Here is a 12,533-nt window from a genome sequence, read left to right on the forward strand (position 1 = left end):
TTCTCCCGGGCGAAGGGATACACTCTGTGCGGACGCCCCGCATCGAGGAGGAAGAGAGTTTGTATTTCCATCGCACCATTCTGCGTCTCGCCGTCGCTTTTGCACTGCTGACTTCGCCAGCGTTTTCGCAAGACAATGCACAGCGAGATGTTGGAACAGATGATCATGGCGGGAACGTCACGCAATCGCGGCCACCGTCGAGCGGTGGAGATAAGGCCGGTCCTTCGAAGACGGAGGGCGACACTTCAACCGGTGGCATTCTAAGCCTTTTGCCCGCGGATTCGGTTACCGATCACGTCTTGAAAACCAGAACGCAGGACCTTGCCTATACCGCCACCGCGGGCACGCTCAGCCTCTTCGGGCAAAATGGAGAGCGTACCGCCAAGATTTTCTATACCGCCTATGTCGCCCGCAATCGTCAACCGGGCCGTCCGCTCACCTTTGCTTTCAACGGCGGACCGGGAGCCGCTTCGGCCTATCTCCACCTTGGGCTGGTCGGGCCACGCATCCTCAGTTTCGGCCCGAACGGTCAGGATGGCACCAGCCCGGCGCTGATTGACAATCCGGATAGTTGGCTGGAGTTCACTGACCTTGTGCTGATCGATCCTGTTGGCACGGGTTGGAGTCGTGCGGCAAGCGACAACATTGCTTCGAATTTCTACGGGGTTGGCCAAGATGCGGAGAGCATTGCCAAGACGATCGCGCTTTACGTCAATCACAATGAGCGCATGGCTTCCCCAAAGTATCTGCTTGGGGAGAGCTATGGTGGTTTTCGCGCTGCAAAAGTCGCCTCTGCGCTCAAGGACGACCAAGGCATTCTTGTTTCGGGGATTATCATGCTGTCGCCACTCATCGAGGGGCAGCTGTTATTTGGCGAGAGGCAGTATCCGTTGGGAGCGGCCCTTCAACTTCCTTCGCTTGCGGCAGCAGAGTTGGAACGCCGAAACGCCTTCGACCCGAGCGCGATCCGCGATGCAGAACAATTTGCCATGACTGATTATCTTGTGACGCTTGCGGGACCTGAACCGTCTGGGAACAAGGCGGCAGCCTTCTACGCGCGGATTTCACAATTGACGGGCATCCCCGAAGCGGTCGTAAGCCGGACACGCGGCTTTCTCGACGACACCTATGTCAAGCACTCGAAGGGCAACGAATTCGAGGTGGTCAGTCCTTATGATGCGTCTTTTGCCGTCTCAGATCCCTATCCTGAGTCCGACGCTGATCGAAGCAGCGATCCTATCCTTGACGGGTTCACGCGCTCATATGGGGCGGCGTTTGCCAGCTACGCCCGCAATGAACTGGGTTTCAGCACTGAATTGACCTACAGACTGCTCGCGAACGACGTTAACGAGCGGTGGGAGTGGGGCCGTCGCGGCAAAGGCGGCGGTATGCGAACCCAGGCCAGCGCGACCGGAAACATTCGCGACCTTCTCTCGGTGATACCGACTTTCCGTTTGCTGGTCGCGCAAGGCTACAGCGATGCGATCACGCCCTACGGGATCAGCAAATATGTCATCGACCATCTGCCGTCCTCGCTTGCGGCGGGCCGGGTCGACCTCAAGCTTTATCGTGGTGGCCACATGTTCTACACGCGGTCGAGCTCCCGACGTGACCTGACCGCAGATGCAAGAACCTTCTTTTCCGGAGAGATGGGAAAACCTCAAGGGGAATAGTGGATCGCTTCCAGGCGGACGACTAAGACCCGCACATTGCTTAAAGAAACCCGATCCACCGACCGGCAACTACAGCGCTGACCCAAAGAGTGATCGATAGAGCTGCTGAAAGCTGCACTCTCCTTGACGGCTCTTTGTTCCTAAGAGCGAGCCGCCAATGGCTGTTTTGATTGAGCACCAAAGCATTGGCGATACCCAATCCGACTATCCCAACCTTGATGAGGAAGGCGGTATTGTGAATGTACGCGATGGGCCTCACCGATAAGAGGATCAATCCAGTGATAATGGCAAGTGCAACACCGGCAGCAGCAACACGTGAAAGCGGTGGGCCAAGCGTGCCGATGGGATACTGCTTGAACAACCCGAGTATTCTAAGGTCCAGCGTGATGATAGCGCCCAAGACAACACCGATCGAAAGAATATGCGTCGCATTGACAAGCAGATAGGCAATCTGAAAACGCCGGAGCATCACCGCTCCAGGCCATTCGGAAAGCGCCTGCAAAAACTCCATCGAAGCGCCGGTCAGTTCGTCTTTATCCGCTCGGGGTAGATATCGAATGTCTTACCGCCCACGGCGATCCGCACGGCCTTCATCCGCTTTTCGCCTGGATCAGTGGACCGATTGCCAAGTGCAGTTATCTCATCGCCGATTTTTGCCGAGCCGTGGACAAAACCGGAGCGTTCGGTCTGACGCGGATTTCCGAGTTCCACACGCCAAAGACCGTCATTCGCGGTTTCCACATCGAGCGTTGGGTGCGGCGGGCCGATATAGAGGTCACGGATCACACCCTTGAGCTCAATTTGATCGGCCTCGGCCCAAGACCAGCCGTGATGTGCAGCAGCGCCCGAGACAATTGCCGTCATAAAGACGGCGCCGCCAAGGAACCGACCGTACAAATTCATCATGATATCTGCCTCCTCTGCCAGGTCACCTCGTCCGTTACTGGAGCCATTTCGAGCACCAGCACACGGTTCGAGGCAGATTTAATCCATCGTATGCCGGATAATCTTTGACATGCGTGAAAGGAATGCCGGCCTCGACGATGCAACAAGCTTCCATGACAACACAGTCTTTGCCAACTGCCGCGGCAGCACTCCGATAGATAGAAACCACGCCGCAAGGACCGCCCGGCGGCGCAAGGATGCATTCATCTCCAGACTGGCGGTTACACCCGCTACAGCCAAAGCCAGCTTGGAATCATCGTCCACGGGGTGCTGATGTTCGTCCACGCACAAGGATGCCAAGCGCTCTTCCAGATGAACCGGATCGCGCAGATTGGCATCCGGCGGCACTGTCAAACCGATCTCCGCCGCCTGATCCGACAGGGCCTCCAGGCGACGGAAATCATGCTCTACCCGCCAGCGTGCTCGCTGGCCGAATTTCTCTGCAAAGACCGAGTGGTTGCCCCCATGGATCCGGTAAGCGCCGAGACACCTCTCTATCGACGTCACTTTCCCGTAAAGAGGAGCCAACGTCACCAGATATCCGTCAGCCCCTTGCCGGAAGTCTGGTTCAGGAATCGGCATGATCGTTTCCAGCGTCGACCGGTCAAAGGCAAGACCGCTTGTCACCGTGGTTTGGTAACGGCCCTTGCGCAAGAGTTTTGGAACAACATCACCGGAATCGAACGGCAGTTCGGGCGGAGGAAAGATATCCTTGATTTCTTCGTCTTCATCGACGATGTGGAGCCTGAACTGCATCTGGGCGATTGTCGTCCCCCAAGCGCGGACAGCCTCTGACACCGCATTTGGGTAGAGATAATCATCAGCGTCCAGAAAGAGAACGATTTCTCCCGAAGACGCCGCGAACCCTGTATTGAATGCCGCCGCATGCCCGCCATTTCGTGCTCTGAGGCACGGGCGCACCTTGCCGCCATAGGATTTGATGATCTCAACGGAGTTGTCGGTCGATTCATCGTCGACAATGATGACCTCGACATCTTCGTAATCCTGCTCCAATGCGCTATCGATGCATGGCCGTAGAAAGCGTGCATAATTGTAGTTGGAAATAATGATCGATACCGGGGTGCGGTCAGCGTCGGAATTCATCGCGTTTAGCCTCAGCATTTTGTTTCGGTTGGGGCGAATTGCAATTCGGGTTCACTGAATCAAGCTGATAAGGCGCAGACGGCCCTGACCGCGAGTCTGCATCTGGTTGTGTCCTAGTTATGACGCCCTGGCCGGACGGATCGAACATCGTCCTTGTGCGCTGGCAATCACGCTAATGTGTGCTGCGGCGATCGCGGCCGCAGCACGCATCGAGCGCCTTCTGGACCCAAATTTCCAAAACCCGTAGTACCGTCATATATAATGATCGTCATTATTACTTGTCTATTCATTATAACCACCATATAAAAAGTCAGCGCCGGAATCACTGAAGTTGTCAATTCAGGCGGACCAGTACGGGTGGGCGGCAATACATGGCCCGGCTTTTTGCATGGCCGTTGACCGCATGTTTGTTCGACAGGAATAACGCACATGGACGGCAACGTAGTTGATTTTCTTCCCTGTATTGCTGATGAGACCAGGTCGCGATGGTTGGTACAGCGGGTAGCAATTCTTCGAAACAATCCGCATTTTGTCCCTGCGGCGAAGATATTTTCGCAAGGCGTCGTCGACTTGTTCGAGGGTCATTACATGGCCAACAAAGTGATGGCGACCATGGCCAGACAGGTGATTTGCATGGCGGTTCTTGCCTTGCATTTCGATAGTAACAACGGCAGCAATGGAGCAACCATATCGGCCATCCAACGCATTACCACTGACGCGAAATTGTGCAGCCTCAGCGCCACGGCGGCGAGCATCGATCTTCTCGAGAAGATTGGCCTTGTCAAACGTGTACAGGATCAAACTGATCATAGAATTCATCTCATTCAGCCAACCGATCACTTATTGGGCTGTGCGAAGAAAATCGTGGCGGTGGCGGTGGCGGCTGCCGATAGATTGTTTCCGCTAAGGCATTACCGCGATTTGCTGGACGATGCCGGTGGTTTCATAGAGCGATACTTCGCCTCCAGTTTGCAGTCGCTGCTTGATATCAGCGCGTGGATATCCGATCAGCCTGGCTCGCGGCTGTTTGCTTCCAGCGGCAGCGGCGAAATACTTCTTTGCAAACTGATGTCGTTAAGGAATTCGCCGGGAGACAACGTCGTGAGCTTTCCGTTCGATGACATTGGAAGCCTCTACGGTGTATCTCGAACACATATTCGCCGGCTCATGAGAAGAGCGGAGGCCGAAGGGCTGGTACGCCTGCTGGAGGCGGGCGGTCGAAAGGTCAAGATCCTTCCTCCTCTTGTTGATGTCTTTGAGAATATGGTCGCAGCCCATGTGGCGAAAACACAATTCGGAATGCATCTTGCAAACAAGGATTATGATCTCCTTCCCATGGGGCGTTGTGCATAGGCAAATCTGTGTTTGTTTGCCGGATGGTAGATCAACGTTGCGCCTTCACGCTTTCTAGGCTCAGCCATAACCCCGCCCCGAGGGGCAGGGTCCTGGCCATTGACTGGAGATCAACACAGCCTCCTGTCGATGCCATTTTTTGCATCGGCAGGCTGGTGCGCGTTGACGTTGCATCCGATCTCATCGGCAGTCAAAGGACATAATCAGATGCTTTCTCTATCAGATTCCCATAAAACTTGGCTGTGAAGGCCACTCTCCGTCTGGTTCCACCAACAACCAGCCACAACGATAGTGTCCAACCGCACCAACAATCACATGCACTTCATACCACCTGACACGGCGCGAGTTGCTCGGAGCGCCGGCGCTGCCGCCGGTTGCCGCGATTCGACGACAGGTTGGAAAGCCTCTGCGAAGCTCATCTCCACACATCAAATGTAACATTCCAGCAACACCACGACGGGCCGCAAAATGCCATTGGATATGTCCTTTGACCTAGCCCGCCCTGCCGGAAGACATAGGCCCCAGGCATCCGGATCCATTCGTATGCTCTCACTCAACTCATCGTCCATAACTGGAGATAGGCATGAATATCAAAAGTCTTCTTTTCGGCTCCGTTGCTGCCCTTGTTGCGGTAACAGGAGCGCGCGCTGCGGATGCAGTCGTTGTTGCTGAACCGGAGCCCGTCGAATATGTTCGCGTTTGCGACGCATACGGCGCTGGATTTTTCTACATTCCTGGCACCGAAACCTGTCTCAGGGTCGGGGGCATGGTCCGTTACGATGCCCAGGCCGGTGACGATCCGTATGACGGTTCGAACCTCGGTCGCCTCAAGGCAGACGGCACCCGCGACGAAACCTATCATAAGCGCACACGTGCGGAAATCCGCATGGATGCCCGTTCGGAAACCGAACTTGGTACATTGCGTTCCTATATCATCGGCCGCTTCCAGTATGATGATGGCGAAGACAGTGGCGGATCCGTTCCAACAGCCTACATCGAGCTTGGCGGCTTCAAGATTGGTACGGACGATGAAATCTTTGGTGCTTGGGTCGGGTATGCCGGCGACATCATCCAGGACGATGTCATCAACTACCAGTCCGGCCAGTCGAACCAGATCAGCTACACGTTCGTCGGCGGCAACGGTTTTTCGGCTATCATCGCTGCCGAACAGGGCTCCGATGATTTTGGCGACAACGTAATCGACGATTATATGCCGCACGTTCTTGCCGGCGCGAAATGGGAGCAGGCCTGGGGCAAGATTGCCGGCACGGTTGGCTACGATTCCAAGCAGGAAGATATAGCAGCCAATCTGCGTGTGGACTTCAACATCACGGACAAGGTTTCGGTTTGGGTCTTGGGCGCGTATCAGTCCGACTTCGATGCGAATTCCTTCTACACCGGTGAAACCAACTGGTTCGCCCAGTTCCAGGGCGACTGGGCCGCCTGGGGTGGTGTTGCTGCTAAGGTTACCGATAAGGCGACCGTCAACGCACAGGCCGCATACGAAGACGAAGGCACATACGCTCTCGCTCTCAATGTGGCTTACGAGCTGGTGCCGGGCTTCACCATCACGCCGGAAATCAACTACACCAAATTTGATGGCGCGCGTAAGGATGATTCGATCGCCAATGGTGGTGACGATGATGCGTTCGGCGGCATCGTTCGCTTCCAGCGCAACTTCTGATCCAGCTGACGCAATCAGATTACTTCGATATGAAATCAAGGCGGCGGGTCCAAACTCGCCGCCTTACTGTTTCAATTCGCTGCTGAACGATCTGCTCTGCTCGAACCCTGCTTTTCGCCGGCAATCGATCGATTCTATACTTGCGCCATCTCCGAGTGGAGGAGAGCCTGCATATGTTCTGCCAGGTCGAGCTCGCCTCGCGCCGCAATCTTCAAAAGATATCGTGCCTTGATCCGGCGATCTCCGTCGCCGATCGCAGAATAGGCACATACAGCCAGAAGGGCTTTTTCCTCTACCCGGCTGGCTTCATCGGGATCGCAATTATTACCATCCATCGTCTGGATTGCTTTGCAAAACGCTTCGTATGTTATCTCATGCGCCTCGATGAGTGCCAGCAGGTGGCGGGACGATTCCCTGTCCCGGCGTAGCGGCTCTGCGGCAACAGCCGCTGCCGCAACGGGCGCAACGATGGCGGCACTGCCGCAACCGAGAAGCAAGGTGCGACGGTCAATCCTGGGCATGGCGAATTCTCCTCTCTTCTTCACTTCATCGCAGTCGGCCAGATCGAGGTCGTAACACTGGCGCGTTCCATCCTAGCACGAGGGTCTACGCATTCATGTCAGTATAGATAGCACCCCTGGCGGTGCCGCTGCCTATGTTCACTACGCCTGCGGGAACTGTCGCAATACTCGAAGTCATTGCGTTCGTTCCCACGAACGGAATTAAATCAAACTACTTAGTTTCTCTGTAGAACCCCGGAAAAATCAGAGAAATATTAACGGTCGTAGTGTCATTGATAAGCCTGCGCTTGAGTCAGCAAACTGGCGTGTCGGTCCGTGGTGGAAGGCTTGGTGGATTCTCCGAATGTCGCGCTATTTTGATCGGCTATGGTACAGGGTAATATTCATTGCTCTGCTGATTGCCGTCGGCGCCCTGTGCGGGATGTGGATCAGCCGGCTTGTCGTCATCTCAAGTGACCGCGGGCAGATGCGAATCTTCGCTGACCGGCTTCTTGATCGCGCGGTCGAGGTCTTTACCGAAGCCGACCTGATGCTGACGGTCATCAATACGTCGCCCTATCCTTTTTGTTCGGACAAGGAAATATCGTATTTACGAGACGTGCTGTTCGGCACCAGATATCTCAAGGACATGGGCAGGGTGAGCGACGGCTTTTTTCATTGCTCGGCTGTGTTCGGCAATGGAAAAAAGCCGATGCCACTGGTCGCGCATGATCTCGAAACGCCGGCGGGGAAACTGATCTATGCGAATTCGCGCCTGGCGATATCCAATTCCAGCGCCCCGATTATCGGTATTGGCAAGGCAAACGTCGTCCTGGATCCCGCTTCTTTTGAAACGCTGAAGAATTCCGCCTATGCCTACGTTGTAATGTACAATCCGCAAGGCACATCCTCGACAGTCGGGATGTTCGGGTCATTGAATATCGGCAAGCTCGACGTGAGGCCGCCCGATGGCGTTGGCCGGATCGGGGATACTGTCTATCGCAACATTTGCCGGGACATGGCATGCGTGACAGTACACGCCGAGGTCAGTCAGCTTGAAGCATCAGCCCAGCCGATCACGACGATAATTTCCATTTTTGGCGCTACGCTCGGTGCTGCTCTCGCTACGATCATCATCCTGCTTCGGCGCAACAATCTGAGCATGAAAACGAGGCTGCAACAGGCGCTTGGGCACAACAGGCTGACGATGGAGTATCAACCCATCGTCGACATAGCGACAGGTCGTACGGTGGCAGCCGAGGCGCTTGTGCGCTGGAAGGAAAATGGAGAGACGATACCCCCAGACGTATTTATCCCTTTTGCTGAAAAAGCCGGATTGATTAACCGGGTTACGATATGTGTTATCGAAAATGTCCTTAAGGATATGGCGCCGGTTCTCGATGCCAATCCTGATTTTCACGTCAGCATCAACATAACCGCTGCGGATCTTTTCAACCGTGATTTCAGCGCCCAGCTCGCGTCACGTCTCGAGGAGGCAAACGTCACCAGCAGCCAGATCGTGCTTGAGATCACTGAGCGTTCCACCGCTAACGCCGCCGAGGCCATAGAAGCGATCCAGCGTCTGCGATCCCGCGGACACCGGATATTCATCGATGATTTCGGCACCGGATATTCGAGCCTCGCCTATCTCGGTGAACTCAACGTCGACGGGATAAAGATCGACCGGTCCTTTACCCAGACGATCGGGACCGGTTCTGTCTCGGTGTCGATCGTGCCGCAGATCATTGGGATGGCCCATGTCCACCATTTGGATATCGTCGTCGAAGGCATCGAGACACCAGCCCAGCGCGACTATTTTGCGGCCCTTGTTCCCAAGGTCAACGGACAAGGGTGGCTCTTCGGCCGCCCTACGAGCGCAGCAACAATCAGGGAACTCCTGAATTCGCTCACGTGAGCATCTCGTGCGTCCCGAACTGATTTGAAATCCGTCTTCTCCTGGATCATATGTAACAACAAGCCATACGGCACAATCAAATGGGGTGATTTTCATGGAGGAAGACGCCGCAACGTTCTCGGCCCGATTGAAACATCGGGCCCATACATACGGCTTTTTTACATGCGTCCTGCTGGTCATATCCTCCATCATCGGCGATGCCGGAGGTCCGCTCTTCAGCTGGCTCTGGCCGCTCTTGATCATCGGTGGGTTGTTGACCCTTTTCCTGGCCGTCTATCTTCGTTTTGATGCCGCGCTGTTTCGCTTTATCGCATCCCATGACGACGAAACGGAGGGCTGCCGCGCGGTGGACGACATTCTCGCGCGCATGCATTTGCGAAAGCGGCCGGATAGGACCCGGCCCTTGCAGGCGCGCATGACACGAACCAACAGCCTCTTGATGAAACTGCACCTTGCTTTTGCGGCTTTTCTTGCTTTATTCGCTGCAATAACAGCCTATGGGTTGTGGACCGGTTAAAAACAACCGGAGGGGGCATATGATCGAAACCAAACCGCTATTGCGGCGGGCGGCTGCCATGGTGCTTGCCGGCGTCGCGCGAGCCATAACCGGGGTGCGCCCGATCTGGCAAGGCTGTGCGCCGTCGACGCGCCAGCGAATCTATTTCGCCAACCACGCCAGTCACGGCGATTTCATTCTGCTTTCCACCTGCCTGCTGCCGGAGGAGCGCGAACGCACCCGCGCGGTCGCGGGAGCTGATTACTGGAGGAAAAACAGGATCCGGCATGTCTTGGCCCGTGACCTGCTCAATACGGTGCTCGTAGAGCGGAACTGGGTCGAGCGTGAGCAAGATCCGATGGTCATTATGCTTGACGCACTCGAGAACGGTCACTCGCTCATCATCTTTCCCGAAGGTACGCGCAACATGACCGACGAGCCACTCCTGCGTTTCCGCTCAGGCCTGTACAACTTGGCCTTCGCCCGGCCCGATGTCGAACTCGTCCCGTGCTGGATCGAAAACATGTCGCGCGTTCTTCCCAAGGGTGCGTTTCTACCGGTGCCGTTGCTTTGCCGTGTCATCTTCGGCGAGCCTGTCGAGCTTACGCCCGCCGAAGACCGTCATGCTTTTCTCGACAGGGCACGGCAGGCCCTGCTTGAGCTGAACCCGGAGTACCAGAGGTCACTCAACCATGGCTGAAACGATATGGCTGTTCCTGGGCCTCCTCGGCATATTGACGGCCGCCAGCGCCGTCGCGACGGCATTAAGCTGGAAGCGTGTACGCAAGGGCGAAGTTCTGCCTTCGACACTCGCCAATTTGAACTCGCGCATCAAGGCGTGGTGGATCATGATCGCCACCATTTCCATCGCCTTTTTGTTCGGCAAGGGCGGCGTTATCCTGTTGTTTGCATTTGTATCTTTTGCGGCTCTGCGCGAATACGTAACACTGACGCACACGCGACGGGGTGACCACTGGATACTGCTGGGCATGTTTCTGATCATCATCCCGGTTCAATACTATCTGCTCTGGATCGAATGGTACGGGATGTTCTCGATTTTCGTGCCAGTCTACTGCTTCCTCGCCATGCCCGCCTTGACAGCTATCTCCGGCGACACGGAGCGGTTCCTCGAGCGTGTCAGTGAACAGCAGTGGGGTATCATGCTCTCGGTATATTGCCTCAGCCATGTACCGGCTCTGCTGACACTTCCGATACCCGGTTTCGAAGGCAAGGGGCTTCTGCTCATCGCGTTTCTGATCGCCACGGTGCAGGGCAGCGACGTGTTGCAGTACGTGTTCGGCAAGCTCTTCGGTAGGAATAAGGTCGCGCCCAAAATATCCCCCTCTAAAACATGGGAGGGCCTGATTGGCGGTGTCATCAGCGCATCGCTCCTCGGAGCCGCACTTTATTGGCTGACGCCTTTCACACCGGCACAAGCCGGCCTGATGGCCGCGCTTGCCTGCATCATGGGGTTCTTCGGCGGATTGGTCGCCTCGGCGATAAAGCGCGATCGCGGTGTCAAGGATTGGGGCCATATGATCGAGGGCCATGGCGGCATGCTTGACCGGGCCGACAGTCTGGTCTTTGCCGCCCCGATCTTCTTTCACATCGTGCGCTATTTCTGGACCTAGAGCAGATCTGCGTTCGCGAGATCACGCAGCAGATGGCTCGCGCCATAGGTCCATGGTGCGCATTCGGTCGAAAGCCGAACGCGGTTGGACAATGTTCCCAGCGTCGGCGTCGAGATCGAAACGACGTCGTTCATCTTGTGGGTGAAACCCTTGCCCGGCCCATCGCGATCCTTGACCGGCGCGAACATGGTGCCAAGGTAGAGCACAAGACCGTCCGGATACTGATGGTGCTTTCCGATCGTCGCTTCAACGAGCGATTCCGGTGTGCGTGATATTTTCGCCATGCTGGAATGGCCATCGAGAACAAACCCGTCCTCGCCCTCAACGCGCATGCTGAGTTCCGCCGCCCTGACGGTCTCGATTGTGAAATCGCCATCGAACAGGCGGACAAATGGACCGACCGAACCCGAGGCATTGTTGTCTTTTGCCTTGCCCAGCAACAACGCCGAGCGTCCTTCAACATCGCGCAGATTGACATCATTGCCCAGCGTTGCACCGACGATGCGCCCGGCACTTGAAACGACCAGCACGATTTCCGGTTCTGGATTGTTCCAGCTCGAAATCGGGTGCAATCCGACATCGGCTCCGAAGCCCACCGTCGACATGGGTTGACCCTTGGTGAAGATTTCGGCATCGGGACCGATCCCGACTTCGAGGTACTGGCTCCAGACGCCGCGGGCGATCAACGCCTCCTTGACCTGCATGGCCGCAGGGGAACCTGGCACGATCTTTGAAAGGTCCGCCCCGATAAGCTTGAGAACGTCGTCGCGCAGCGAATCGGCCTTGGCCTTGTCGCCCTTCGCCTGCTCCTCGATGACGCGCTCGAGCAAGGAAGCGACGAAGGTCACGCCTGACGCCTTTACAGCCTGCAGATCGATCGGAGAAAGCAGCGCAGGAAGCGCCGGGTCGTATTTCTCCGTCCAGCTTTTCTCAATGATCGGGTCTACGTCACCAAGCCTGGTCCCTGCAGTTGCGGAAACATAACTGGCTGGATTGGCGAGTTCGGCAATATCGCGCACGGTCGGCGCGGCTTTGGCAGTGATGTCGAAAACCGAACCGTCGCGCACTGTGACAATCCGCGGGGTGGCATGGCCGGGAACTTTGGCGCGACCGACAAGAACACCGGAGCTGGGCACGATTGTATTTTGCATAGTCTGAATCCTGATATCGGGGGCGTGGCGCTGCGAATACTGGCGCGGATGAATGTGCCGCAGTTATGCGACAGGGCACCC

General features: G+C 56.1%; 12 protein-coding genes. 7 read left to right on the forward strand and 5 right to left on the reverse strand.

Going from position 1 to position 12,533, the window contains the following annotated elements; genetic code table 11:
- The first annotated feature begins 26 nt into the window (after positions 1-26).
- Complete coding sequence (locus J2X72_RS00810) at positions 27-1,673, forward strand: S10 family serine carboxypeptidase-like protein (RefSeq protein ID WP_310067421.1); 1,647 nt, start codon at positions 27-29, stop codon at positions 1,671-1,673.
- A 40-nt stretch (positions 1,674-1,713) separates the two neighbouring features.
- On the opposite strand, the gene J2X72_RS00815 is transcribed toward J2X72_RS00810, so the two are convergent.
- From J2X72_RS00815 to J2X72_RS00825, 3 genes are all read right to left on the reverse strand, one after another.
- Positions 1,714-2,142: a DUF2214 domain-containing protein gene (locus J2X72_RS00815; protein ID WP_310067423.1), complete on the reverse strand. Its 429-nt coding sequence runs from the start codon at positions 2,140-2,142 to the stop codon at positions 1,714-1,716.
- A gap of 53 nt (positions 2,143-2,195) precedes the next feature.
- Positions 2,196-2,579: a DUF6152 family protein gene (locus J2X72_RS00820; RefSeq protein WP_310067425.1), complete on the reverse strand. Its 384-nt coding sequence runs from the start codon at positions 2,577-2,579 to the stop codon at positions 2,196-2,198.
- A 78-nt stretch (positions 2,580-2,657) separates the two neighbouring features.
- Positions 2,658-3,722: a glycosyltransferase gene (locus tag J2X72_RS00825; RefSeq protein ID WP_310069223.1), complete on the reverse strand. Its 1,065-nt coding sequence runs from the start codon at positions 3,720-3,722 to the stop codon at positions 2,658-2,660.
- A 429-nt stretch (positions 3,723-4,151) separates the two neighbouring features.
- On the opposite strand from J2X72_RS00825, the gene J2X72_RS00830 reads away from it, so the two are divergent.
- Together J2X72_RS00830 and J2X72_RS00835 are read left to right on the forward strand one after the other, a co-directional pair.
- Complete coding sequence (locus tag J2X72_RS00830; RefSeq protein ID WP_209999284.1) at positions 4,152-5,075, forward strand: hypothetical protein; 924 nt, start codon at positions 4,152-4,154, stop codon at positions 5,073-5,075.
- Between the two features lie 583 nt (positions 5,076-5,658).
- A complete protein-coding gene (locus J2X72_RS00835) occupies positions 5,659-6,759 on the forward strand; it encodes a porin (protein ID WP_209999283.1) in 1,101 nt (366 codons plus the stop codon).
- Between the two features lie 134 nt (positions 6,760-6,893).
- Here J2X72_RS00835 and J2X72_RS00840 read toward each other — a convergent pair whose 3' ends face one another.
- Positions 6,894-7,280 (reverse strand): hypothetical protein, encoded by a 387-nt coding sequence (locus J2X72_RS00840; RefSeq protein WP_310067429.1) that lies wholly within the window; start codon positions 7,278-7,280, stop codon positions 6,894-6,896.
- Between the two features lie 343 nt (positions 7,281-7,623).
- Here J2X72_RS00840 and J2X72_RS00845 point away from each other — a divergent pair, with 343 nt between their 5' ends.
- The 4 genes from J2X72_RS00845 (at position 7,624) to J2X72_RS00860 (ending at position 11,301) form a co-directional block, all read left to right on the forward strand.
- Complete coding sequence (locus J2X72_RS00845; protein ID WP_310067431.1) at positions 7,624-9,174, forward strand: EAL domain-containing protein; 1,551 nt, start codon at positions 7,624-7,626, stop codon at positions 9,172-9,174.
- Positions 9,175-9,268: 94 nt separating this feature from the next.
- On the forward strand, positions 9,269-9,691 hold the full coding sequence (locus J2X72_RS00850; protein ID WP_310067433.1) for a hypothetical protein: 423 nt from the start codon (positions 9,269-9,271) through the stop codon (positions 9,689-9,691).
- Between the two features lie 19 nt (positions 9,692-9,710).
- Complete coding sequence (locus tag J2X72_RS00855) at positions 9,711-10,370, forward strand: lysophospholipid acyltransferase family protein (protein ID WP_209999276.1); 660 nt, start codon at positions 9,711-9,713, stop codon at positions 10,368-10,370.
- The gene (locus J2X72_RS00860; RefSeq protein ID WP_209999274.1) at positions 10,363-11,301 is read left to right on the forward strand and encodes a phosphatidate cytidylyltransferase; all 939 of its coding nucleotides are present in this window, start codon (positions 10,363-10,365) and stop codon (positions 11,299-11,301) included. Before J2X72_RS00855 ends, J2X72_RS00860 begins: the two co-directional genes overlap by 8 nt.
- Here the strand turns inward: J2X72_RS00860 and J2X72_RS00865 are convergent.
- Entirely contained in the window at positions 11,298-12,452 is a 1,155-nt protein-coding gene (locus tag J2X72_RS00865; protein WP_310067438.1) for a fumarylacetoacetate hydrolase family protein, read from the reverse strand. The genes J2X72_RS00860 and J2X72_RS00865 overlap by 4 nt on opposite strands.
- Positions 12,453-12,533 lie beyond the last annotated feature (81 nt).

Source organism: Phyllobacterium sp. 1468, assembly GCF_031455525.1.
In the GTDB taxonomy this organism is placed as follows: Bacteria; Pseudomonadota; Alphaproteobacteria; order Rhizobiales; family Rhizobiaceae; genus Phyllobacterium.

Coding starts and splice junctions, on each gene's coding strand:
- J2X72_RS00815 (WP_310067423.1), bottom strand. CDS start 2,142: ATGCTCCGGCGTTTTCAGATTGCCTATCTGCTTGTCAATGCGACGCAT.
- J2X72_RS00820 (WP_310067425.1), bottom strand. CDS start 2,579: ATGATGAATTTGTACGGTCGGTTCCTTGGCGGCGCCGTCTTTATGACG.
- J2X72_RS00825 (WP_310069223.1), bottom strand. CDS start 3,722: ATGAATTCCGACGCTGACCGCACCCCGGTATCGATCATTATTTCCAAC.
- J2X72_RS00830 (WP_209999284.1), top strand. CDS start 4,152: ATGGACGGCAACGTAGTTGATTTTCTTCCCTGTATTGCTGATGAGACC.
- J2X72_RS00835 (WP_209999283.1), top strand. CDS start 5,659: ATGAATATCAAAAGTCTTCTTTTCGGCTCCGTTGCTGCCCTTGTTGCG.
- J2X72_RS00840 (WP_310067429.1), bottom strand. CDS start 7,280: ATGCCCAGGATTGACCGTCGCACCTTGCTTCTCGGTTGCGGCAGTGCC.
- J2X72_RS00845 (WP_310067431.1), top strand. CDS start 7,624: ATGTCGCGCTATTTTGATCGGCTATGGTACAGGGTAATATTCATTGCT.
- J2X72_RS00850 (WP_310067433.1), top strand. CDS start 9,269: ATGGAGGAAGACGCCGCAACGTTCTCGGCCCGATTGAAACATCGGGCC.
- J2X72_RS00855 (WP_209999276.1), top strand. CDS start 9,711: ATGATCGAAACCAAACCGCTATTGCGGCGGGCGGCTGCCATGGTGCTT.
- J2X72_RS00860 (WP_209999274.1), top strand. CDS start 10,363: ATGGCTGAAACGATATGGCTGTTCCTGGGCCTCCTCGGCATATTGACG.
- J2X72_RS00865 (WP_310067438.1), bottom strand. CDS start 12,452: ATGCAAAATACAATCGTGCCCAGCTCCGGTGTTCTTGTCGGTCGCGCC.